Annotated in this window: 20 protein-coding genes and 1 tRNA gene; 13 read left to right on the forward strand and 8 right to left on the reverse strand. The window is 71.7% G+C overall.

Going from position 1 to position 22,585, the window contains the following annotated elements; translation table 11 throughout:
- From LCD33_RS22025 to LCD33_RS22050, 6 genes are all read right to left on the reverse strand, one after another.
- The coding region (locus LCD33_RS22025; RefSeq protein WP_224978230.1) for an SAM-dependent methyltransferase at nucleotides 1-404 on the reverse strand (404 nt) is incomplete at its 3' end.
- Nucleotides 405-589: 185 nt separating this feature from the next.
- Nucleotides 590-1,492, reverse strand: coding sequence for an ectoine hydroxylase (thpD, locus tag LCD33_RS22030; RefSeq protein ID WP_224968094.1), 903 nt, complete (start codon nucleotides 1,490-1,492; stop codon nucleotides 590-592).
- Nucleotides 1,493-1,748: 256 nt separating this feature from the next.
- Nucleotides 1,749-2,138: an ectoine synthase gene (locus LCD33_RS22035; RefSeq protein ID WP_224960833.1), complete on the reverse strand. Its 390-nt coding sequence runs from the start codon at nucleotides 2,136-2,138 to the stop codon at nucleotides 1,749-1,751.
- Nucleotides 2,139-2,231: 93 nt separating this feature from the next.
- The gene (gene ectB, locus LCD33_RS22040) at nucleotides 2,232-3,479 is read right to left on the reverse strand and encodes a diaminobutyrate--2-oxoglutarate transaminase (RefSeq protein WP_224960831.1); all 1,248 of its coding nucleotides are present in this window, start codon (nucleotides 3,477-3,479) and stop codon (nucleotides 2,232-2,234) included.
- Between the two features lie 165 nt (nucleotides 3,480-3,644).
- A complete protein-coding gene (ectA, locus tag LCD33_RS22045) occupies nucleotides 3,645-4,247 on the reverse strand; it encodes a diaminobutyrate acetyltransferase (RefSeq protein ID WP_224960828.1) in 603 nt (200 codons plus the stop codon).
- Nucleotides 4,248-4,642: 395 nt separating this feature from the next.
- On the reverse strand, nucleotides 4,643-5,371 hold the full coding sequence (locus LCD33_RS22050) for a trypsin-like serine protease (protein ID WP_224968091.1): 729 nt from the start codon (nucleotides 5,369-5,371) through the stop codon (nucleotides 4,643-4,645).
- Between the two features lie 242 nt (nucleotides 5,372-5,613).
- On the opposite strand from LCD33_RS22050, the gene LCD33_RS22055 reads away from it, so the two are divergent.
- Complete coding sequence (locus tag LCD33_RS22055; protein WP_224968089.1) at nucleotides 5,614-6,387, forward strand: VOC family protein; 774 nt, start codon at nucleotides 5,614-5,616, stop codon at nucleotides 6,385-6,387.
- A 410-nt stretch (nucleotides 6,388-6,797) separates the two neighbouring features.
- Here LCD33_RS22055 and LCD33_RS22060 read toward each other — a convergent pair.
- Nucleotides 6,798-6,870 (reverse strand) — tRNA-Thr (locus LCD33_RS22060).
- 220 nt (nucleotides 6,871-7,090) lie between these two features.
- On the opposite strand from LCD33_RS22060, the gene LCD33_RS22065 reads away from it, so the two are divergent.
- The 7 genes from LCD33_RS22065 to LCD33_RS22095 all read left to right on the forward strand — a co-directional run bounded on the left by LCD33_RS22065 (nucleotide 7,091) and on the right by LCD33_RS22095 (nucleotide 16,229).
- Nucleotides 7,091-8,614 carry a threonine/serine exporter ThrE family protein gene (locus LCD33_RS22065; RefSeq protein ID WP_224960819.1) on the forward strand — a complete coding sequence of 508 codons (1,524 nt, stop codon included), beginning with the start codon at nucleotides 7,091-7,093 and terminating at the stop codon, nucleotides 8,612-8,614.
- A 104-nt stretch (nucleotides 8,615-8,718) separates the two neighbouring features.
- Entirely contained in the window at nucleotides 8,719-10,149 is a 1,431-nt protein-coding gene (locus LCD33_RS22070; RefSeq protein WP_224960816.1) for a trehalose-6-phosphate synthase, read from the forward strand.
- A 142-nt stretch (nucleotides 10,150-10,291) separates the two neighbouring features.
- Nucleotides 10,292-12,844, forward strand: a complete 2,553-nt coding sequence (otsB, locus tag LCD33_RS22075; protein WP_224960813.1) for a trehalose-phosphatase — start codon at nucleotides 10,292-10,294, stop codon at nucleotides 12,842-12,844.
- 202 nt (nucleotides 12,845-13,046) lie between these two features.
- Complete coding sequence (locus tag LCD33_RS22080) at nucleotides 13,047-13,649, forward strand: DUF4178 domain-containing protein (protein ID WP_224960810.1); 603 nt, start codon at nucleotides 13,047-13,049, stop codon at nucleotides 13,647-13,649.
- A gap of 11 nt (nucleotides 13,650-13,660) precedes the next feature.
- Complete coding sequence (locus LCD33_RS22085) at nucleotides 13,661-14,098, forward strand: DUF4247 domain-containing protein (protein WP_224968087.1); 438 nt, start codon at nucleotides 13,661-13,663, stop codon at nucleotides 14,096-14,098.
- Nucleotides 14,099-14,185: 87 nt separating this feature from the next.
- Entirely contained in the window at nucleotides 14,186-14,611 is a 426-nt protein-coding gene (locus LCD33_RS22090) for a DUF350 domain-containing protein (RefSeq protein ID WP_224960807.1), read from the forward strand.
- 25 nt (nucleotides 14,612-14,636) lie between these two features.
- Complete coding sequence (locus LCD33_RS22095) at nucleotides 14,637-16,229, forward strand: polyamine aminopropyltransferase (protein WP_224978231.1); 1,593 nt, start codon at nucleotides 14,637-14,639, stop codon at nucleotides 16,227-16,229.
- A gap of 37 nt (nucleotides 16,230-16,266) precedes the next feature.
- Here the strand turns inward: LCD33_RS22095 and LCD33_RS22100 are convergent, their stop codons facing one another.
- Nucleotides 16,267-17,367 (reverse strand): LacI family DNA-binding transcriptional regulator, encoded by a 1,101-nt coding sequence (locus LCD33_RS22100; protein WP_224960801.1) that lies wholly within the window; start codon nucleotides 17,365-17,367, stop codon nucleotides 16,267-16,269.
- 187 nt (nucleotides 17,368-17,554) lie between these two features.
- Here LCD33_RS22100 and LCD33_RS22105 point away from each other — a divergent pair, with 187 nt between their 5' ends.
- The 5 genes from LCD33_RS22105 (at nucleotide 17,555) to LCD33_RS29485 (ending at nucleotide 22,424) form a co-directional block, all read left to right on the forward strand.
- Nucleotides 17,555-18,652, forward strand: coding sequence for an ABC transporter ATP-binding protein (locus LCD33_RS22105; RefSeq protein ID WP_224978232.1), 1,098 nt, complete (start codon nucleotides 17,555-17,557; stop codon nucleotides 18,650-18,652).
- A 429-nt stretch (nucleotides 18,653-19,081) separates the two neighbouring features.
- A complete protein-coding gene (locus LCD33_RS22110) occupies nucleotides 19,082-20,095 on the forward strand; it encodes a metal ABC transporter solute-binding protein, Zn/Mn family (protein ID WP_224978233.1) in 1,014 nt (337 codons plus the stop codon).
- A 41-nt stretch (nucleotides 20,096-20,136) separates the two neighbouring features.
- Complete coding sequence (locus LCD33_RS22115) at nucleotides 20,137-20,997, forward strand: metal ABC transporter ATP-binding protein (protein ID WP_374108075.1); 861 nt, start codon at nucleotides 20,137-20,139, stop codon at nucleotides 20,995-20,997.
- Nucleotides 20,994-21,872, forward strand: coding sequence for a metal ABC transporter permease (locus LCD33_RS22120; protein WP_224961959.1), 879 nt, complete (start codon nucleotides 20,994-20,996; stop codon nucleotides 21,870-21,872). Before LCD33_RS22115 ends, LCD33_RS22120 begins: the two co-directional genes overlap by 4 nt.
- Nucleotides 21,873-21,944: 72 nt before the next feature.
- Complete coding sequence (locus LCD33_RS29485; protein WP_224961957.1) at nucleotides 21,945-22,424, forward strand: ion channel; 480 nt, start codon at nucleotides 21,945-21,947, stop codon at nucleotides 22,422-22,424.
- Nucleotides 22,425-22,585: the final 161 nt, after the last annotated feature.

Genomic DNA, 22,585 nt, shown 5'->3' on the forward strand with positions numbered 1-22,585 from the left:
CCCCGGGGGTGGAGGCCCCCGCCCCGGCACTCCACGCCGGGGTCGTTGCCCACGTCCACGACCCGGGCCCGGCCCTCGTCGGCGCCGGGGGCCGAGCTCCAGTGGAGCTCGGCGACCTCGTGCACGTTGCCCACGGTGGGCAGCCCGGAACCGATGTCGAGGAACTGCCGGAACCCGGCGTCGAGCGCGTGGCGCACCACCCGGTTCAGGAAGCGGCGGTTCTCGCGGGTGTAGGACTTGATGTCCGGGATGATGTCCACGACCCGCTGCCCGAAGGCGCGGTCGATCTCCCAGTTGTGCGCCCCGCCGAGGAACCAGTCGTAGACCCGCGCGGCGCTGGGCGTGGTGACGCTGTCCCGCATCTCCACGGGCACCGCTGCGATCGGGTGACGCAGTGTACTCATCCGCTCTCCTGGACCGCCCCGTTCACGGGTGACGTCGTCAACCGGCTCCACCTTTGCCCATTGGGATCAAGATTCCAACCCTTCTGGGGACTCAAGTGTGACGCCTGCTACGAGCGTGCCGGTCGCCCGGGTGGCTCGCACGCCGGACCGGTGCGCACGGGGCGCACCGGTCCGGGGAACCGCGGTCAGCGGGTGACGGGCGCGGTGTCCCGCGCCGCGACGAACCCCGGCCGCGGCCGCTCGGCCGCGAACGGCGCCACCGGTGCGTTGTGCACGCTGTTGAACACGATGAAGATGTTCGACCGCGGGAACGGCGTGATGTTGTTCCCGGACCCGTGCATCGTGTTCGAGTCGAACCACAGCGCCGAGCCCGCCGGACCGGTGAACTGCTCGATGCCGTGCTCGTAGCCGAGCCGGGTGATGTCGTCCTCGCCCGGCACCCCCACCTTCTGCTCCTTCAGCGAGGACTTGTAGTTGTCCCCCGGCGTGCGCCCCGCGCAGGACACGTAGGTGCGCTGCGCGCCGGGCATGACCATCAGCCCGCCGTTGAACGGGTAGTTGTCGGTCAGCGCCACCGACATGCTCACCGCGCGCGGCGCCGGAAGGCCGTCCTCGGCGTGCCAGGTTTCGAAATCGGAATGCCAGTAGAAACCGCTTCCCTTGAACCCGGGCATGTAGTTGATCCGGCTCTGGTGCACGTACACGTCGGATCCCAGGATCTGCCGCGCGCGGTCGAGAACCCGCGGATCCCGCACCAATCCCGCGATCAGTTCGCTGGTGCGGTGCACCTCGAACAGGGAACGCACCTGGCCGGAATCCTTCTCCACGACGGTGCGCTCGTCCGCGCGCACCTCCGGGTCCCTGGTGAGCCGGTCCAGCTCCTGCCAGTACTCCTGCACCTCGGCAGGGGACAGCAGGTCGGGCACCGTGTGGAACCCCTTCGCGTCGTGCGCGGCGAGGTCCTCGGCCGAGGCCGGGCCGCTGCGGACCCCGGGCCACACCACGGGGTCGGTGCGTTCGATGAACGCGGACTCGGTGCCTCGCCGAGTCGGGTAACGGTCCTGAGTCGTCACGTCCGCGACGGTCATCAGTTGCGCCTCCTTCGCGAATTACCGCCGGAGCGGCCGATTCCGCGCAGGAATCGGCCGCCATTTCTCGGTTCCTCGTTCGGTGGCAATTCCCCGGCTTCCCGGGGACGCGTCGCGCACCGCGGCAGGCAACCAGACGCTCCTCGGCTACCCGAGTCCCGCGGTCATTACGCATCCGGAATGCGGGCGAAGAAAAACCGCCCACGACCGCGGAGGCGGCTCGTGGGCGGTTCGAGGCGGGGAACCCGTCGGCGGATCAGTCCTCCACGATCAGCGGGTACACGCCGTTCTCGTCGTGGACCTCGCGACCGGTCACCGGCGGGTTGAACACGCAGACCGTGCGGATGTCGGTCTTCGGGCGGACCTGGTGCTTGTCGTGCTCGTTGAGCATGTACAGCGTGCCCGGCTTGAGCTGGAAGACCTCACCGGTCGACTTGTTCTCCAGCTCGCCCTCGCCCTCGTACACGAAGACGGCTTCGATGTGGTTGGCGTACCAGAAGTCGTTCACGGTTCCGGCGTAGAGGGTCGTCTCGTGCACCGAGAAACCGACCTTCTCCCGCGCCAGCACGATGCGCTTGCTGCGCCAGTTCTCGGTCTGGATGTCGTCGTCGGTGTTCTCGACCTCGTCGAGCCTGCGAACGAACACAATGCCCTCCTTCGGGGTGCCGGGGATACCGGTGGTGCCGAACGAGACGGCCGGCCCGGGATTGGGGCGGGCCGGCCGTCGCGTACGTCTTTGTCAGGCAAGCACAGCTTGCACGGAATCGACGATGATCTGAAGACCCTGCTCCAGCTCTTCATCCGACACGGTCAGCGGCGGCATGATCTTGATCACCTCGCTCTGCGGGCCGGAGGTCTCCAGGATCAACTTCCGGTCGAAGGCCGCCTTCGAGATCTTGCCCGCGATCTCCGGGTCCTCGAAGCCGAGGCCGCGCGCCAGGCCGCGGCCCTTCGCCACGCCGCCCTCGTACTTGTCGGCGATCTCGCCGATGACCTGGCCGACGCGCTCGCCCTTGGCGATGGTGCCGCGCTGGAGCTCGTCGTCGCTCCAGTACAGCTTCAGCGCCTCGGACGCCGTCACGAACGCGGGGTTGTTGCCGCGGAACGTGCCGTTGTGCTCGCCGGGCTCCCACACGTCGTGCTCGGACTTGATCAGCGTCAGCGCCAGCGGCAGGCCGTAGCCGCCGATGGACTTGGACAGGCAGACGATGTCCGGGGTGATGCCGGCCTCTTCGAAGCTGAAGAACGGACCGGTGCGCCCGCAGCCCATCTGCACGTCGTCGACGATGAGCAGCATGCCGTGCTTGTCGCACAGCTCGCGCAGGCCGCGCAGCCACTCCGGGCGGGACGAGTTGATGCCGCCCTCGCCCTGCAACGTCTCCACGATCACCGCGGCGGGCTCGTTGAGGCCGGAACCGCTGTCCTCCAGCAACCGCTCGAAGTACAGGAAGTCCGGGTACTGCCCGTCGAAGTAGTTGTCGTAGGGCATCGGCGTGGAGTGCACCAGCGGGATGCCCGCGCCGCCGCGCTTCATCGAGTTGCCGGTGACCGACAGCGAACCCAGCGTCATGCCGTGGAACGCGTTGGTGAAGCTGATGATCGACTCGCGGCCGGTGATCTTCCGGACCAGCTTCAGCGCGGACTCCACCGAGTTCGTGCCCGTCGGCCCGGGGAACTGGACCTTGTAGTCCAGCCCGCGCGGTTTCAGCAGCTTCTCGTCGATGGTCTCCAGGAACTCGCGCTTGGCGGCGGTGGCCTGGTCCAGGCCGTGCGTGACGCCGTCCCGCTCGATGTACTCGATCAGCTTGCGCTTGAGCAGGGGGTTGTTGTGCCCGTAGTTCAGCGCACCGGCGCCGGCGAAGAAGTCCAGGTAGGGCGTGCCGTCCTCGCCGTAGAGCCAGCTGCCGCCCGCCTTGTCGAACGTCGTCGGCCAGGTGCGGCTGTAACTGCGGACCTCGGATTCGAGGCTTGCGAAGATGTCGTTCACGATCCTCCGTTCGCGGCGGCCGGAGCGGCCACCGGCTGCAAGTCGGTCATGGTCCCCACCCGGAGACCTGCCGTCGGAACTCGTTCGTCCCTGCGGCGCGGCGCGGTCCGCGCCCGCGCGCCCCGCGTCCCCGGCTCCCACCGGGTCGGCGCGGCGCGCTCGCGGTCAGTCCGCCGGACGCGGTGCCGCGACGGCTTCGCCCGTCACGGCACCGGGGGCCGCGAACGGGCCGATCCGGTAGAGGTCCTCGCCCAGGTGCGCGTCCGGGAACAGGTCGGCGCCGAACAGCTCGCTGCGGGCCAGCTCGGTACCGCGGTCCCTGGCCAGCGCGGAGAAGAGCTTGATCGAGGCGGTGTTGTCCGCGGTGATCGTCGTTTCCAGGTAGCGCACGCCTTCCGGCACCAGCCGGTCGACCAGGTGGCCGAGCAGCTGCCCCGCCACTCCGCGACCGCGCTGCGACGCGTCCACCGCCACCTGCCACACCATCAGCACGTCCGGTGCGTCCGGACGCCGGTAGCCGGTGACGAAGCCGACCACTTCGCCGCCGTCGCGCGCCACCGCGGTGGTGTGCGCGAAGTCCCGGCACCACAACAGGTACGCGTAGGACGAGTTCACATCGAGCACTCGCGAATCACGCGTGATCCGGTGGAGTGCGGGACCGTCCGCGACGACCGGAATGCCGATCTCGACCGGAGCGGAAGAACCGCTCCCCGCATTCCGTCCGCCATTCGGTCCGTCGCCGTTATGGCTGGGTTTGTCGCCGGTCATGCTTTGCCAACTTAACAGAACATCCGTAACGCGTCAGGTACTCAGCCGTTTCCTGACCGCACTACCAGGCGATACTCGATTTTCCACGTGATGAGCACGACAGGATTGTTGCGCCTCGCGTCAGCGCAGTGATAACGATCTATCACGCATACTGATCGAAAATGCGGACAGCGGACGTGACCTGCGTAAACGTCCGCCGGGACGGCACGTCCGGGCTCAGTGCGATTGCCCGCGGAGAATTTTCGCGGAGTTCACCGGAATTGCGATCTTCATCCCGGGCGGCCGGGACCGCGGGTGAGACCGCCCGCACCGCGCGCCACCGGAAACGCACGCGTCCGGGGCCGCCGTGGCGACCCCGCCCGCGATGCTGCCGGGTCTTGCTGGTGTCGCGGCGATCAGACGCCGGCGACCTCCTTGATCCAGTCCCGGTACTCGGTGATGTTGTTGTACGCGGTCGAGGTCGCGCGGTCGCTGGTGGAGGCCACGCCGACCTGCTTGCCGTTGGAGAACATCGGGCCGCCCGAGTCGCCACCGGCGGTGATGCCGTTGATGCGGTCCGCGCAGACCGCGGTGCCGCCGCGGTAGTCGGTGCAGGCGATGTCGGTGACCTTGACGTCGGCCACCTTCAGGTTGTCCGCCTGGCACTGGGCCTCGGGCTGGTCGGTGCAGGTGGCACCCCAGCCGTAGACCTGGACGGTGTCGCCGTTGTTCACGTCGCCGGTGGTGCCCAGCGGGGCGAACTCGACGTCCATCGGGCGGTCCACGTTGACCAGCGCGAGGTCGACGCTGTCGTGGATGTGCACGCCGCCGGCCTTGGCCTTGAACTCCTCGCCCTCGTGCTGGTTGAGGCTGCCCACGTGGAAGCTGACGGCGTCGCCGGCGCCTTCCACGCAGTGCTGGGCGGTGAGCACCCACTCCGGCGCGATGGCGGTGGCGGAACACGCCTCCTGACCGTCGTTGAACTGCCGAACCGCCCAGGGAGCGTCGGTGGCCTCTTCGCCGTCGATGATCATCGGCTGCATGTCGTTGGGGGCCGCCGCGGGGGCGGCCTGGGCGGGGACGGCGGAGGCGGCGGCGGCCAGGGTCACGCCGGCGACGCCGGTCAGCACTCGTGCCAGGGACACACTGATCTCCTCTGGGTAGCAGCGGCAACGCTGTGGGGACGGACAAGTCCCCCCATGACCTCACCCGTACGTGTAATGGGTCAACCAATTGGTCACTATTCGCCACCACATTCGCCGGTTGGGACCTGATCGAGATGCGCCGTTCGAACGACTCGCCCAACATTCGAGTGCCCACTATGGGCCTCGGTCGCACCAGGACGTCAAGGGTCGTGCGACCGCAGTCCGCGGAACGGGGGCCGCTGATGGAGATCACGTCGTACGCGCCGGGCACGCCCTGCTGGGTCGACCTCCACACCGCCGACCCCGGCACCACCGCGGAGTTCTACGCCGAACTGCTCGGCTGGACGGTGCAGGACACCGGGCCCGAGAGCGGCGGCTACCGGATCGCCCTGCGCGCGGGCGGGGCCGTCGCCGGCATCGGCCCGCAGTACGAACCGGCCCGCGGCCCGACGTTCTGGACCACCCACCTGTCCACCGACGACGTGGACGCCACCGCAGCGGCCTTCCAGCGGGCGGGCGGCCAGGTGCACGTCGCGCCGGTGGACGTGTTCGACGCGGGCCGGTTCGCCGTCGGCTCCGATCCCACCGGCGCCGCCGTCGCGCTGTGGCAGCCCCGCCGCCGGATCGGCTCCGCGCGGGTGAACGAGCCCGGTGCACCCTGCTGGCACGAGCTCGCCACCCGCGACCCGGAGCGCGCCGCCGAGTTCTACCGGGAGCTGTTCGGCTGGGAGGTCGTCCCGCAGCAGGTCGCGGGTACCGACTACCGGCTGCTGCGGCTCGGCGGCCGTGAGATCGGCGGCATGGTCCGGATCGGCGACGACTGGCCCGCCGAGGTGCCGCCGCACTGGCTCGCGTACTTCGCGGTCCCCGACGCCGACGTCGCCGTGCAGCAGGTGACCGCGCTCGGCGGCACCGTCCTCACCGGTCCGCTCGACATCGAACCCGGCCGGTTCGCCGTCGTCCACGACCCGGCCGGCGGCGTCTTCGGCATCATCGCCCTCCGCCCCGAGGCCTGAGCCGCCCGCTCACCCACCCGCCCCGGGGCCCTCCGGGGCGCGCTCGCGCAGCCACGCCGCGGCCCGGCGCAGCCACCGCTGCGCCTGTCGAATGCGGGTGATCCCGCGCTCTGATCCGCTGCCGAGGCTTCCGGCGGCGACCCGGCGCGGCGGTCCGCGGCGCGTGGCGGAACCCGGACCAGGTGCTGGTCATCCCGCTCCCCTAGCGGCACCGATCCGTCGCCCGGTCGGGTAGTACAGATCCGGGCCGCGATCACCGATCATCAAAGGGCGAATCCATCGGGTCGTGCCCGGTCGCACCGGTCGGCCCCGCCGAACCCGATGCCGCGGGCGCCCCGTCCGGAGTCGCCGGGGACGGCGCACCCGCGATGCCCCCGCGCCGGACGCCGCTCCTCGACCGCGCCGCACGGAGCCGCTGAGGGGACTCGAACCCCTGACCGTCCGCTTACAAGGCGGGTGCTCTACCAACTGAGCTACAGCGGCGGGGGCGGCCGCGCCGTGCGCGCACATCGTAATCGGCCGTGGTCGTCGGCGGAGAAGCGGCCGGACCGGCGGCCCCTCGCCCGCGGGCGCGCGGGTCGGGTGTCAGGCTCGTGATGGAGGACACGAACCGGAGGTGCAACGGCCGCGGCGTGCGGGCCGATGGCCGAGGGGACGATCAACGCGGTCACCCAGAGGTGACGAGCAGGAAGGTAGGTCTGCGGTGGGAATCACGCAGCGCGCCCGTGGTGTGCTGCGGCGGCGCGACCCGGCCGAGCCGGTGGGGACACGCAACGCCGTTTACGGGCCGGCACTGCCCGAGGAATCAACGGTCCACCTGGTGATGGACCTGGGGCTGCGCATCGGCGAGGTCCAGATGGCCAGCGGTGCGGGCGCTTCCGACGTCACCGCGACGATCATCGGTGTGGTCAGCGCCTACGGCCTGCCGCACTGCGAGGTCGACGTGATCTACACGTCGATCACCGTCTCCTGCTACCGGGGCACCGAGGAGGTGCCCATCACCTCGCTGCGCGTGGTGCGCAACCGGTCCATCGACTACACGCGGCTCGCCGACGTGGAGGACCTGGTCCGCAAGATCACCGCCGGTGAGCTGTCCGCGTCGGACGCCTACTCGGAACTGGACAAGATCACCTCGGCGCCGCACCCCTTCCCGCGCTGGGTGGCGACCCTCGCGTGGGCGGGCATGGCGGCCTCGCTGTCGGTGCTGCTCGGCGGCGGCGACCCGCTGCTGGCCGTGGTGGCGGCGGTGGCGACGGCGCTGGTGGACCGGATCGGGCGGTTCCTGAACAAGCGGGCGCTGCCGTTCTTCTTCCAGCAGGCGGTCGGCGGGGTGATCGCGACGAGCATCGCGCTGGCCTGTTCGATGCTGCGGATCCTCCCGACGCCCGCGCTGGCGGTCGCGGCGAGCATCATCGTGCTGCTGTCCGGGATGACGGTGGTCGGCTCGATGCAGGACGCGATCACCGGGTACAACGTGACCGCCGCAGGCCGGATCGCGGAGCTCGCGCTGATGTCGGCCGGGCTGATCGCCGGTGTGGTGCTCTCGCTCTACGTCGGGGTGCAGGTCTTCGACCAGCTCGGCGGGGACACCGCGGAACTGCTGCAGAAGGTGGGCACCGCGCGGATCGAGTCGACGACGGCGCTGGACCTCCCGGTGCAGGCGCTCGCGGGTGCCTCCACCTCGGCCTGCTTCGCGCTGGCCAGCTACGCCCCGCCCCGGCCGCTGGTCATCGCCGGGCTCGGCGGGGCGGTCGCCGCGGGCGTGTCGGGCACGCTGACGAACGTGGTGGGGTTGAACGCGGTGCTCGCGGGCGCCGTCGCCACGACCGTCGTCGGCGTCGCGGGCGGCGTGGTGACCCGGCGGCTGCGGATCCCGGCGCTGGTGATCGCGGTGTCCGGCGTGGCGCCGTTGCTGCCCGGGCTGGCGACCTACCGCGGCCTGTACGAGATCGCGGTGGTCCGGGACCCGGCGGGCATGTCGACGCTGATGCTGGCGGCCGCGACCGGGCTGGCGCTGGGCGCCGGGGTGGTGCTGGGCGAGTACCTGGCGCAGCCGGTGCGCACCCGGCTCGGCAGGCTGGAGCGCAGGCTCTCGGGCCCGCGCCTGTCCGGGCCGCTGCGGCCCACCCGGCGCCGCCGGAGTGAGCAAGACCTCGGGGGCGTTGGCCCACACGAACGACGCGGGCGGTGGACTGATTGGCTAGCCTCGCCTGCGGGTAGTGAGTGATCCGGGACGGTCCGCGACAGCGGCCCAGCCGCTGGAGAGCACGATGCCGCCGGCGCAGCCCATCCCGTCCGAGACAGCAGCGGTCTCCCGAGGAGGCAACACCGGTGAGTAGGGCCAGCACGCCCGCCCGTGCGGATTTCGTCGTCGTCGCCAACAGGCTTCCCGTCGATCTGGAGAAGCTCCCGGACGGCACCGAGCGCTGGAAGCACAGCCCCGGCGGCCTGGTGACCGCGCTGGAGCCGTTCCTGCGCGCCCGCCGCGGCGCCTGGGTCGGCTGGCCGGGGGTCGCCGACGTCGACGTCGAACCGTTCACCGACGAGGACATGCACCTGCACCCGGTGCGGCTGTCCTCCGACGAGTTCCAGGACTACTACGAGGGCTTCTCGAACGCGACGCTGTGGCCGCTGTACCACGACGTGGTGGTCCCGCCGGTGTTCGACCGCTCCTGGTGGGACGCGTTCCGGCGGGTGAACCGCCGGTTCGCCGAGGCCGCGGCCGAGGTCAGCGCGGAGGGCGCGACCGTGTGGGTGCAGGACTACCAGCTGCAGCTGGTGCCCGCGATGCTGCGGGAGCTGCGGCCGGACCTGCGCATCGGCTTCTTCCTGCACATCCCGTTCCCGCCGGTGGAGCTGTTCATGCAGCTGCCGTGGCGCACCGAGATCGTGCGCGGGCTGCTCGGCGCGGACCTCGTCGGCTTCCACCGCCCGGGCGGCGCGCAGAACTTCCTGTGGCTGGCGCGGCGGCTCGCCGGGTTCGAGCCGAGCCGCGGCCAGGTCGGCGTGCGGTCCCGGCCGGGCGTGGTGCAGGTCGGGGACCGCGCGGTGCGGGTCGGTGCGTTCCCCATCTCGATCGCCTCCTCGGAGCTGGACCAGATGGCGCGCAGCAAGGAGATCCAGCAGCGCGCCAAGGAGATCCGCGCCGAGCTGGGCAATCCGCGCCGCATCATGCTCGGCGTCGACCGGCTGGACTACACCAAGGGCATCGACGTGCGGCTGCACGCGATGCACGAGCTGCTCGCCGACGGCCAGATCCGCGCCGAGGACGTGGCGATGATCCAGATCGCCACGCCCAGCCGGGAGCGCGTCGAGCACTACAAGCAGATGCGCGAGGGCATCGAGCGCGAAGTCGGCCGGATCAACGGCGAGTTCGGCCGCGTGGGTCACCCGGCAGTGCACTATTTGCACACGTCGGTGGACAAGAAGGACCTGGTGGCGTTCTACTGCGCGGCCGACGTCATGGTGGTCACGCCGGTCCGCGACGGCATGAACCTGGTGTGCAAGGAGTACGTCGCCTGCAGGCACGACCTGGGCGGCACGCTCGTGCTCAGCGAGTTCGCCGGAGCGGCCGCGGAACTCACCAGCGCTTTCCTCGTCAACCCGCACAACTTGGACGGTGTGAAGGAGGCGTTGCTGTCCGCCCTCGACATCGAGCAGGCCGACGGCCGCCGTAGGATGCGAGCATTGCGTAGGCAGGTGCTCACGCACGACGTCGACCGCTGGGCCCGTTCGTTCCTCGAAGCGCTCGGGACCCCCTGAAAGACCCGCTCGACGTCCGGAGCCGCCGCGCGAGGTAACTGATCGACCACCGGCGGACGTGCGGCGGGAACCGGCAGCGGACCCGACCGGCACGTCCGGCACCGAATCGATCATGCAGACCCATCCGACCGCCCAGAGGAGTATGGCGTTGACCGCCGAAGCTCTCCCCGCCGAGCTGCGCCGCACGATCGTCCAGCTCGCGCGCACCCCTCGACTGCTGGTCGCCTGCGACTACGACGGCACTCTCGCCCCGATCGTGGCCGACCCGAACGCGGCCAAGCCGCTCCCCGAATCGGTGCACGCCCTGCGTTCGCTGGCGTCCCTGCCGGCCACGACCACCGCGGTGATCTCCGGCCGGGCGCTGCGCGACCTGGCCACCCTGTCCCGCCTCCCCTCCGAGGTCCACCTCGTCGGCAGCCACGGCTCCGAGTTCGACGTGGGCTTCGTGCACGAGCTCGAACCGCAGGCCACCGAACTGCGCACCCGGCTGCAGCGCGGCCTGCAGGAGATCGTCGCCGGCCAGCAGGGCGTCACCCTGGAGGCGAAGCCGGCCAGCGTCGCGGTGCACGTGCGCCGCGCCGAGGACGACGTCGCCGAGCGCGTGCTCGACCAGGTCCGCTCCGGCCCGGCCACCTGGGACGGCGTCCAGGTCACCGAGGGCAAGGCCGTGATCGAGCTGGCCGTGGTGCAGACCGACAAGGGCAACGCCCTCGACGCGCTGCGCCACCAGGTCGCCGCCACCGCCGCGATCTTCCTCGGCGACGACGTCACCGACGAGAAGGCGTTCGCCCGGCTGCACGGACCCGACCTCGGGCTCAAGGTCGGCGAGGGCGACACGCTCGCCGAGTTCCGCGTCGCCGACACCACCCAGGTCGCGACCGCGCTCGCGTTCCTGATGGAGGAGCGGCGCACCTGGCTCTACGGCGAGCAGGCCCCGCCGATCGAGCGGCTGACCATGCTGTCCAACGAGCGCACCGTCGCCCTGCTCACCCCGGACGCGCGACTGACCTGGATGTGCCACCCGGGCCCCGACTCGGCGGCCGTGTTCGCCGACCTGCTCGGCGGCCCCGGCGCCGGCCACTTCTCCGTCCGCCCGCACGGCGGCAACGGCGCGCCGCGCAGCCCGCTGCCGCTGGGCCAGCGCTACGTGCCGGGCACCATGACGGTCGAGACCCGCTGGTCGCGGCTGCTGGTCACCGATTACCTGGAGCACGGGGTCGACGCGCACCGCACCGACCTCATCCGGGTGATCACCGGCGAGACGACGGCGAGCATCGAGTTCGCGCCCCGCCCCGAGTTCGGCCAGGTCCCGGTGCGGCTCGTCCCCGAAGCCGGCGGGCTGCGGGTGATGGGCACCTCGGAGCCGATGGTGCTGCACTCCCCCGGCGTCCAGTGGGAGATCACCTCCGACGGGATGCACGAGTCGGCGCGGGCCGTGGTGGCCGCCTCCGAAGAGACCCCGATCGTGCTGGAGCTGCGCTGCGGCACCGAGGACCTGGCGCCGTCCGAGCGCACCGAGCGGCAGCGCCGCGCCGCCGCCGACGTGTACTGGTCGGAGTGGCTGGAGACGCTGACGCTGCCCGCCGTGGAGACCGACCTGGTGGGCCGGTCCGCGCTGACGCTGCGCGGCCTGTGCAACACCGACACCGGCGGGATCATGGCGGCGGCGACGACCTCGCTGCCGGAGGAGATCGGCGGCGTCCGCAACTGGGACTACCGCTACTGCTGGCTGCGGGACGGCTCGATGACCGCGCAGGCCCTGGTCACGCTGGGCTCCACCGCCGAGGCGGAGGGCTTCCTCGACTGGCTGCACCGCGTGCTGGAGACGCTGCCCGGGCCGGAGCGGCTGCACCCGCTCTACAGCCTGCAGGGCACCAGCCTCGGGCCGGAAGCCGTGATCGACAGCCTGCCCGGCTACGCCGGTTCGCGGCCGGTGCGCGTCGGCAACCTCGCCGACCAGCAGGTCCAGCTGGACGTGTTCGGCCCGGTCGTGGAGCTCGTCTGGCACCTCGCCGAGGTGACCGGTGAGGTCCGGGACCGCGACTGGCAGCTGGTGAAGGCGATGGCCGAGGCCGTCTCGCACCGCTGGTTCGAACCGGACCACGGCATCTGGGAGGAGCGCGACCAGCCGCGCCACCACGTGTACTCGAAGGTCATGTGCTGGGTGACGCTGGACCGCGCGCTGAAGATCGCCGAGCGGTACGGCCGCGAGGTGGAACCCACCTGGGGCCCGCTGCGCGACCAGATCTCGCAGGACGTCATCAAGAACGGCTGGCAGCCGGACGTGCAGGCGTTCACCACCGCTTACGAGGGCTCCGACCTGGACGCGGCCTCGCTGCACGTGGGCCTGTCCGGGCTGATCGACCCGTCGGACGAGCGGTTCCGCGCGACGGTGAACGCGATCGAGTCCGAGCTGCGCAGCGGTTCCACTGTGTACCGCTACCGCCGGGACGACGGGCTGCCGGGCGACGAGGGCGGCTTCCACCTGTGCGCGGCCTGGCTGATCGAGGCGTACCTGCTGATCGGCCGCCGCACCGAGGCCGAGGAGCTGTTCCAGCAGATCGTGGACACCGCCGGGCCGACCGGGCTGCTCGCCGAGGAGTACGACCCGATCGCGGAGCGCTCGCTGGGCAACCACCCGCAGGCGTACTCCCACCTGGGTCTGATCCGCTGCGCGCAGCTGCTGTCCCGCTGACACCGCGCCGGCCGCACGACCGCGCCGAACGGGCCGTTCACCCCACCGGGTGGGCGGCCCGTTCCGCGTTCCGCGGGGCCGCGCGCTGTGGAGTTCGATCACGATTCTCGGCGAAACCGCCGTTCGGGTCGAACTCGGCCGTTACGCTCCGCCGCAAGAGGCCGCACTCGCGCGGTGACGCGCGGACATCTGGGGGACCCACGTGACCGGACTGACGATCGCGATCGTGCTCATCGGCGTCGCCGTCGCGGTGTCGAGCATGGTGCTGCTGTACCGCCGCACCCGGCCCGCGCCGCAGGCGGCGACCGGACCGACCGACCCGTTCCACACCGGCGACGAGGACTCGCTGCGCGGCGATCCGCGGCGGCTCAAGGCCGGCGACATCGTGGAGGTCCGGGGGCTGAGCTACACGGTGCGCGGCTCGCTGCGGCTCACCGAAGGCGGCTGGGGCTGGGCCGAGCACCTGCTCGACGACGCGAAGGGCACCCAGGTGTGGCTCGGCGTCGAAGAGGACCCCGACCTGGAGCTGACGCTGTGGACGCCGGTCGACGAGGCCGGTGAACCCGGCGGGAAGCACGTCGAGTTCGGCGGCCGCCGGTACGCGCGCGAGGAATCCGGCTCGGCGACGTTCCGCAGCGAGGCCACCACCGGCCTCGACGCGCAGGGCACCGTCCGCTACCAGGACTACGCGGCCGAGGACGGCGCGCTGCTGGGCTTCGAGTCCTACGGCGACTCCGGCTGGGAGGCCAGCACCGGCGAACGGCTCGGCCGGTACGACGTGCGCATCTACCCGACCGCGGACTGAGGCGCTCGGCCGTGGGACGAGGGATCTGGATCGCGCTGGCGTGCGTCGGCGTCGTCGTGGCGCTGATCGTCGCGGTCCTCGCGGTGTTCAGCGGCGGCTCCGGGCCGCGCGGCTACGTGCCCGCGCACTACCAGCGCGCCCCCGCGCTGGACATCGGCGGCTCGCGCGACGACGAGGCCTACACCAGCACGAAACCGGTGCCGGTGGTGGCGCGGGAGATCACCTCCCGGCGCAGGCCGCAGTCGCAGCACACCGACGCCAGCGGGGTCTACCTGCGCTACTCCGACGACGCGGTGGTCATCCAGCCGCGCGGCACCGGATCGGTGATCCACCTGATGGACGCCGACCGCGCCTACCGGCACTACCACTCGCACCTCGGCGGGGTGTGGGGCTGGGGCGGCCACCGCGGTGAGACGTTCCGCGGTGGCGGGCCGGGCTCCGGCAAGTAGGCGCTCCGCGGGCCGCGGGCGGCCTCCGGCGCGGCGTGCGCGACCTCCGACGAACGGCTCCCGACGAACGAGAAGGATGGAACGACCTTGCTCCAGGAACTGCTCTCCGGCCTGCTCGCGGCGGTCGCCTACGGCGTGATCGGCACGCTGATGATGGCGCTGGGCTACCTGCTGGTGGACCTCGCCACGCCCGGCAGGCTGCGCGACCTGATCTGGGTGCGGCGCAACCCGAACGCGGCGCTGCTGCTGGTGTCCGGGCTGGTCGGCGTCGGCATCATCCTCACCACCGCCATCGCGGCCAGCGCCGACGACCTGCTGCTCGGGCTGGTGGGCACCGTCGTGTACGGGCTGCTCGGGCTGGTGCTGATGAGCCTGTCCTTCCTGCTCATCGACGCCCTCACCCCCGGCAGGCTGGGCGACGAGCTGGCCGCGGACACCATGCACCCCGGCACGTGGGTGTCGGCGGCCGCGCACGTGGTGATCGCGGTGCTGATGGCCGCCGCCATCTGGTGACGCCCGGGCGAGCGAGCCGATCCCGATGACCACCGAGACCGACCTGGACTCCCCCACCCGCGCGCAGGCGGAACCCGCGCCGCGCGGCCGCGCCGCCCGCACCGCGGTGCTGGTGGCGGTGTTCCTGTGCGCCGCGTGCGGCCTGGTGTACGAGCTGGCGCTCGTCGCGCTCGGCAGCTACCTGATCGGCGACACCGTCGGGCAGGCGTCGATCGTGCTGTCGCTGATGGTGTTCGCGATGGGCGTGGGCGCGCTCGCGGCGAAACCGCTGCAGCGCTGGGCCGCGGCGGCGTTCGCCGCGGTGGAGGTGCTGCTCGCGCTGATCGGCGGGCTCAGCGTGCTGCTGCTGTACGCCGCGTTCGCCTGGCTGAGCCTGTACACGCCGGCGCTGGTGGTGACGGCCCTGGTGCTGGGGCTGCTGATCGGTGCGGAGATCCCGCTGCTGATGGTGCTGCTGCAGCGGATCCGGAAGCAGGATGCGGGTTCGGCGGTGGCCGACCTGTTCGCCGCCGACTACGTGGGCGGGCTGCTCGGCGGCCTGGCGTTCCCGTTCGTGCTGCTGCCGGTGTTCGGGCAGCTGCAGGGCGCGCTGCTGGTGGGGATGCTCAACGCGGCGGCCGGGCTGGGCCTGGTGCTGGCGGTGTTCCGCCGCGAGCTGTCGAAGCGGGCGGTGCTGCTGCTCGTGTCGGGTTCGGTGCTGGTGGCGGGCGTGCTCGGGACGGCGTGGCTGCTGTCCGACGAGTTCGAGGTGACGGCGCGGCAGGCGCTGTACCGGGACCCGGTGGTGCAGTCGATGCGCACCCCGTACCAGGAGATCGTGCTGACCGAGTCGTTCCCGCTGGACGGCGACCCGGACACCCGGCTGTACTTGAACGGGGACCTCCAGTTCAGCTCGGTCGACGAGTACCGGTACCACGAGGCGCTGGTGCACCCGGTGCTGGCCGGGCCCCGTTCGCACGTGCTGGTCCTCGGCGGCGGCGACGGGCTGGCGCTGCGCGAGGTGCTGCGCTACCCGGACGTGCGGGACGTGACCCTGGTGGAGCTGGATCCGGCGGTCCCGCGGCTGGCCCGCACCGACCCGCGGGTGTCCGAGCTGAACGGCGGTGCGTTCGAGGACCCGCGGGTGCACCTGGTCTCCGCGGACGCCTTCGCCTGGCTGCGGGACGACCGGCAGCGGTTCGACGCGGTGGTCGTGGACATGCCGGACCCGGATTCGACGGCGACGGCGAAGCTGTACTCCGCGGAGTTCTACGGGCTGGTGCGGAGTTCGATGGCCGAGCACGCGCGGGTGGCCGTGCAGGCGGGCTCACCGTACTTCGCGCCGAAGGCGTTCTGGGCGATCGAGGCGACGATGCGGGAGGCCGGGCTGGGCACCACGCCGTACCAGGTCTCGGTGCCGAGCTTCGGCGAGTGGGGCTTCCACCTGGCCACCGCCGGTCCGGCGCCCGAGCTGCGGCTGCCCGCGGACGTCCCGCCGCTGCGCTCGCTGGACGAGCGGACGCTGGCCGCGGCCGCCGCGTTCCCGCCGGACCGCGCGCGCATCACCGGGTTGACCCCGTCGACGCTGCTGCACCCGACGATCCTGCACTACGTGCAGGACGAGTGGCGCAACTACTGACGCACCCCGGGCCCATCGGTCGGCGGGCCCTCGGCGATCACGGGCCGAACCAGCGCTCCTCCGCGGAGCGGGGCGGGGCGGCGGTGGTGCCGGTCATCAGCTGGGTCTCCAGCAGCACGTCCCGCGGCCTGCCGGGTTCGCTGGTGTCCAGCAGCAGGCGGCCCGCGGCGCGGCCCTTCTCCAGCACCGGCTGGCGGACCGTGGTCAGGCCGACCCGCTCGGCGTCGTCGATGCCGTCGAAACCGGTGATGGTGAGGTCGTCGGGCACCCGCACGCCGCGGCGCCGCGCCTCCTCCAGCGCGCCGAGGGCCAGTATGTCGGAGGTGCAGATGATCGCGGTGATCTCCGGGTCGATCTCCAGCAGCTGGGCCGCGGCGGAGGCGCCGGATTCCGTGCTGTGGTCGAAGCGCTCCACCACCGGCACCTGCGCCCAGTCGACCCCGGCTTCGCTGAACGCGGCGGCGAGCGCGGTCAGCCGGGAGCGCTGGACGTGGAAGCTGGCGTTCGCCTGCCGGTGCACGGAGGCCACGCCGTCGTTGCGGCCGCGCGCCAGGCGCATGCAGGACACCCCGATGCGGCGGTGCCCGAGGCCGATCAGGTGCTCGGCGAGGACCCGCACCGCGCCCTCGTCGTCCGGGCCGACCCAGTCCAGCTGGTCGATGCGCGGCTGGTCGCAGATCACCACCGGCACCGGGCGTTCGAGCACGGCGGCCAGGTGCGGGTCGTCGTCGGGCACCGAGTACACGACGAACCCGTCGACGCCGGCGCGGTGCACCGAGGCGACGTCCTCGCGCTCGGGGCTGGCCGGGATGAGCAGCAGTCCGTGCCCGGCGTCCTCGCAGGCCAGCGCGAGCCCTTCGAGGAACTGGATCGCGGCGGGGTCGCGGAACGCGTAGGAGAGGTTCTCGGTGAGCAGCAGCCCGACCGCCCCGGCCTTCCGGGTGCGGAGCGAGCGCGCGACCGGGTCGGGGCCCGGGTAGCCGAGCCTGCGCGCGGTGTCGAGCACCCGCTTCCGCAGCTCCGGCGAGAGCTGGTCCGGGCGGTTGTACGCGTTCGACACCGTGGTCCTGGAGACCCCGAGCTCCGCCGCCAGCGAAGCCAGCGTCGCAGGCCGTCGGGCATTCGTTGACCGAGCCATGGAGGAACCGTAACGGTTCAGTACCCGGCGGTGAAGCCGCCGAGATGCAGATCCCATTGCCGATCGGCAACGATCACCACGAGTAGTCGCATGATTACTTTCCGAACCGGTTCGAGGAAAGGGATGACCTTAACTCGGTTAAGCGCTACGTTGTGCTTAACCCGAGTCAGTGAAAGGTGCGTCCCAGATGTCCGAGGTTGCATACGTCCAGGCATCCCGCCTCTACCCGGGTAACCCACCGGTGCGAGCCGTCAACGCACTCGATCTGCAGATCGACGACGGAGAGTTCCTGGTCCTGGTCGGACCCTCCGGCTCGGGCAAGTCGACCGCGCTGCGGATGCTCGCCGGCCTGGAGGAGGTGGACGAAGGCGCCATCACCATCGGCGGCCAGGACGTCACCAACACCCCGCCGAAGGCGCGCGACATCGCGATGGTCTTCCAGTCCTACGCGCTGTACCCGCACATGACGGTCGCCGACAACATGGGCTTTGCGCTGAAGCTGCGCAAGACGCCCAAGGACGAGATCCGGGCCAAGGTCACCGAGGCCGCGAAGATGCTCGACCTGGAGAAGTACTTGGACCGCAAGCCCAAGGCGCTCTCCGGCGGCCAGCGCCAGCGCGTCGCGATGGGCCGCGCCATCGTCCGCGAGCCCAGCGTCTTCCTGATGGACGAGCCGCTGTCCAACCTGGACGCGAAGCTGCGCGTGGAGACCCGCGCCAACATCGCCGCGCTCCAGAAGCGGCTGGCCACCACCACGATCTACGTCACGCACGACCAGGTCGAGGCCATGACCATGGGCCACCGGGTCGCGGTGCTCAAGGACGGGCTGCTCCAGCAGGTCGCCAGCCCGCGCGAGCTGTACGAGAACCCGCGCAACGCGTTCGTCGCCGGGTTCATCGGCTCGCCCGCGATGAACCTCAAGACGGTGCCGCTGTCCGCGGCGGGCGCCGAGCTCGACGGGCAGACCATCCCGCTGCCCCGCGCCGCGCTGTCCGCGGCCGACGGGTTGCAGGAGGTGACCTTCGGCGTGCGCCCGGAGGCGCTGAGCCTGGTCTCCGGCGAGGACGAGAAGGCCATGACGATGACCGTCGAGCTCGTCGAGGAGCGCGGCGCGGACGCCCTGGTGCACGGCAGCATCCAGATCGCCGGGGAGCCGCAGCGGTTCGTGGTCCGCACCGACGGCCGCACCCCGCCCGCGCTGGGCCAGCAGGTGAAGGTGGCGCTGCGCGACTCCGGCGAGGTGCACCTGTTCCGCCCGGACGACGGGACCCGCCTGACCAGCTGATCCCCCCGCACCCCCGCGGTTCTCGTTGGACGAACGAGCCGTTCACCCCGCGCCACCGGAGTGAACGGACCGCCTGTCCGATCCCGTTGGACGAACGGGCCGTTCACTCCCGCGCCACCGGAGTGAACGGACCGCCTGTCCAATCTCGTTGGACGAACGAGCCGTTCACCCGCACCGCACGACCCGAGTGAACGGACCGCCTGTCCGATCCCGTTGGACGAACGGGCCCCGGCGCGGTGGAACGGGGCGAGCCCCGCAGCGCGATAATGCGAAACGTTGTCATGTTCACCACGGTCGGCCCACCCGTTCGAGCACTTCCCCGGTCCCCCCGGCGTACGCTGCACATGACAACGGTTTCCGTTTGCGGTCGTCGCCGAACTCGGCCCCAGGCCGCCCACCACCACGGTGCGTTCCCCGAGGAGTGCGTTCATGACCGTCTTCACCCGACGTGCCCGCCGCGGCGGTGCCGCGCTGACCGGGCTCGCCGTAGTCGCGCTGACCGCGGGCGCCTGCGGCGGCGGCTCCGGCCAGAGCGCCGACGACGGCAAGCTCAAGGTCGTCGCCACCACCAACGTCTGGGCCTCCGTCGCCAGGGCCGTCGGCGGCCAGGACGTCGACGTCGAATCGATCATCGACGACCCCGCGGCCGACCCGCACTCCTACGAGAGCAGCCCGCAGGACGCGGCGAAGCTCAGCGAGGCCGACCTGGTGCTGCTCAACGGCGGCGGCTACGACGAGTTCGCCGAGAAGATCCTCGGCGCCGGCGGCGAGAAGCCGACCGTGCAGGCCTTCGAGGGCGAGCACGAGCACGGCGACCACGCGGCCGAGGAGCACGGGTCCGAACCGGCCGAGGAGCACGGCGCCGAGCACGCCGGGGAAGCACACGGCCACGAAGGCCACCACCACGACCACTCGGTGAACGAGCACGTCTGGTACGACCTGCACGTGGTGCGTGAGACCGCCGACCGCGTCGCCGACGAGCTCGGCGAGCTCCAGCCGGAGAAGGCGCAGGCCTTCCGCGACGGCGCCGCCCGCTTCGGCGAGCAGATCGGCGGCCTCGAAGGCCGGGTGCAGCAGATCTCCGCCACCGAGCACGGCAAGAAGGTCATCGTCACCGAACCCGTCGCGCACTACCTCGTCGAGGCGGCCGGGCTCACCGACATCACCCCGCAGTCCTTCGTGAACTCCGTCGAGGACGGCAACGACCCGTCCGCCGCCTCCGTCGCGGAGATCCAGAACGCGGTGAACTCCAAGCAGGCCGCCGCCGTCATCTACAACCCGCAGACCGAATCGCCGGTCACCGAATCCGTCCGCAAGGGCGCGGAGCAGAATCGGACCCCGGTCGTCGAGATGACCGAGACGCTGCCGCAGGACCAGGACTACGTGCGGTGGATGGACGGTCAGATCTCGGCGCTGCAGACCGCGCTGAGCGGCCAGGCCTGACCCGGCGCCCGAACCGACCCCACCACTGATCCGAGAGCCACGTGGAACCCAGCACCGACACCGCAGCACCGGACCGCACCGAGCCGGACGCCTCCGGGCGCGACCCGGCGGTCCGGTTGCGCGGCGCCCGCCTCTCCTACGGCCCGCGCGTCCTGTGGGACGGGCTGGACCTGGACGTGCACCCCGGCGAGTTCCTCGCGGTGCTCGGCCCGAACGGGTCGGGGAAGACGAGCCTGCTGCGGGTGCTGCTGGGGCTGCAGCCGCTCAGCGGCGGCGAGGTGCGGATCGCGGGTGAGGCGGCGCGGCGCGGGAGCCCCCGCATCGGCTACGTCCCGCAGCAGCGCTCGGTGGATCCGACGCTCACGGTCCGCGGCAGCGACCTCGTCGGCCTCGGCCTGGACGGCCACCACTGGGGCGTGGGCTTCCGCGGCCGCAAGGACCGCAGGCAGCGGGTCGAGCGGGCGCTGCGCGCGGTGGAGGCCACCGAGTACGCGCGGATGCCGCTGGGGCTGCTCTCCGGTGGTGAGCAGCAGCGGCTGCGGGTCGCGCAGGCCCTGGTCGGCGACCCGGACGTGCTGCTGTGCGACGAACCGCTGCTGTCGCTGGACATCGCGCACCAGCGCAACGTGAGCAGGCTGATCGCCCGGCAGGCGCGGGAGACCGGCTCGGCGGTGCTGTTCGTGACGCACGAGATCAACCCGGTGCTGCCGCTGGTGGACCGGATCCTGTACCTGGTCGACGGCCGGTTCCGGATCGGCACGCCGGACGAGGTGATGACCTCGGCGACGCTCTCCGAGCTCTACCGGTCGGACGTCGAGGTCGCCCGGGTCGGCGGCAGGCTCGTCGTCACCGGCACCGACGAAGTCGATCACCACCACGTCGACGCGGAGACCACCTCATGAACACCCTGCTGGACGCGCTGAGCCGGTTCTTCGACTTCGAGCTGACCGGGAACCTGCTCGGCTACCCGTTCGTGCAGCAGGCGCTGCTGGCCGCGGCCGCGCTCGGCCTGGTGTCGGGGGCGCTGGCGCCGCTGGTGGTGGCGCGGAAGATGTCCTTCGCCGTGCACGGCACCGCGGAGCTCGCGTTCACCGGCGCGGCCGCCGCCCTGCTGTTCGGGGCGAGCGTCGGAGCCGGGGCGCTCGGCGGCGCGGTGGTCGCGGCGCTGCTGCTCGGGTTCCTCGGGCAGCGCGGCGGGGAACGGGACTCGGTGATCGGCGCGATCCTGTCGTTCGGCCTCGGCCTCGGGGTGCTGCTGCTGTGGATGAACCCGGAGCGCACCTCGAACAAGTTCAGCCTGCTCATCGGGCAGATCGTCGGCGTGGACTCGGCCGACGTGGCGCTGCTCGGCGGCAGTGCCGCGGTGGTGCTGGTGGTGCTGGCCGTGGTGTACCGGCCGCTGCTGTTCGCCAGCGTCGACCCGGACGTGGCCGCGGCGCGGGGCGTGCCCGCCCGGCTGCTCACCCCGCTGTTCGCGGTGCTGGTGGGCGTGGCGACCGCGCTCGGCGTCTACACGGTCGGGGCGCTGCTGGTGCTGGCGCTGATGGTGACGCCGGGCGCCGCGGCGGCGCGGGTGACCGCGAGCCCGCTGCTGTCCACGGTGCTGGCCGTGGTGTTCGCCGAGGTCGCGGTGCTGGGCGGCATCGTGCTGTCGCTGGCGCCGGGCGCTCCGGTGAGCGCGTTCGTGACGATCCTGTCGTTCGCGATCTACCTGGTGTGCCGGGCGGTCGGCAACGTCCGGCTGCGCCGCGTCTCCCGCGCTCCCGCGGCGGCCTGACCGGCGGGAGCCGGCCCGCCATCGCCGTCCGATCGTCCGGCGGAGGCCGTCGGGGACACGCACGCTGAGCGGGTGTTCTCCTCGGAGCGGGGCCTGCTGCGCCGGACGGCGGGGACCGTGCTGGCCGTCGCCGCGAGCACCGCGGTGTACTTCGCGCTGCCGCTGGGCGTGTTCGACGTGCGCGGCACCTGGGCGTTCGTCGGCGCGTTCGCGGCGGGCCTGGTCGCGGTGGCCGCGGTGATCGTGCGCCAGGTCCGCCGGTTCCGCTCCGGGGGCGTGGCGCTGACCGGGGTGCTGACCTCGCTGTACCTGGCCGTGCTGTTCTTCGCCGCGGTGTACTGCGGGCTGAACGCGCACTGGCCGGGGTCGATCGCCGCGCTGGCCACCAAGGTGGATGCGCTGTACTTCGCGCTGTCGATCACCAGCACGGTCGGTTTCGGCGACGTGCACGCCTCCTCCCAGGCGGCGCGAGTGCTGGTGAGCGTGCACCTGGTGTTCAACCTGGGCTTCCTCGGCGCAGCGATCACAGCAGTCCGCAACGCCACCCGGTGAACCCACCGCCGCGACCCCCGACGGGTCGTGTCCGTTTCCTGTCAGCGGCGAAGCCGCTGAGCGGAGACCACGCACGCAGCTCGACCACCCGCGGGTTCTCAGCGGGATTCTCGCGAGGACAGCTTTTCCCTCGTGGCGGAGCCACTCGGGAAAAAGATCCC

This window comes from Saccharopolyspora sp. 7B, assembly GCF_020177435.1.
In the GTDB taxonomy this organism is placed as follows: domain Bacteria; phylum Actinomycetota; class Actinomycetes; order Mycobacteriales; family Pseudonocardiaceae; genus Saccharopolyspora_C; species Saccharopolyspora_C gregorii.

What these genes read in the sequence shown, in the direction of transcription:
- LCD33_RS22095 (WP_224978231.1), top strand. Translation starts at nt 14,637, where the DNA reads ATGACCACCGAGACCGACCTGGACTCCCCCACCCGCGCGCAGGCGGAA.
- LCD33_RS22105 (WP_224978232.1), top strand. Translation starts at nt 17,555, where the DNA reads ATGTCCGAGGTTGCATACGTCCAGGCATCCCGCCTCTACCCGGGTAAC.
- LCD33_RS22110 (WP_224978233.1), top strand. Translation starts at nt 19,082, where the DNA reads ATGACCGTCTTCACCCGACGTGCCCGCCGCGGCGGTGCCGCGCTGACC.
- thpD (WP_224968094.1), bottom strand. Translation starts at nt 1,492, where the DNA reads ATGACCGTCGCGGACGTGACGACTCAGGACCGTTACCCGACTCGGCGA.
- LCD33_RS22055 (WP_224968089.1), top strand. Translation starts at nt 5,614, where the DNA reads ATGGAGATCACGTCGTACGCGCCGGGCACGCCCTGCTGGGTCGACCTC.
- LCD33_RS22100 (WP_224960801.1), bottom strand. Translation starts at nt 17,367, where the DNA reads ATGGCTCGGTCAACGAATGCCCGACGGCCTGCGACGCTGGCTTCGCTG.
- ectA (WP_224960828.1), bottom strand. Translation starts at nt 4,247, where the DNA reads ATGACCGGCGACAAACCCAGCCATAACGGCGACGGACCGAATGGCGGA.
- otsB (WP_224960813.1), top strand. Translation starts at nt 10,292, where the DNA reads ATGGCGTTGACCGCCGAAGCTCTCCCCGCCGAGCTGCGCCGCACGATC.
- LCD33_RS22120 (WP_224961959.1), top strand. Translation starts at nt 20,994, where the DNA reads ATGAACACCCTGCTGGACGCGCTGAGCCGGTTCTTCGACTTCGAGCTG.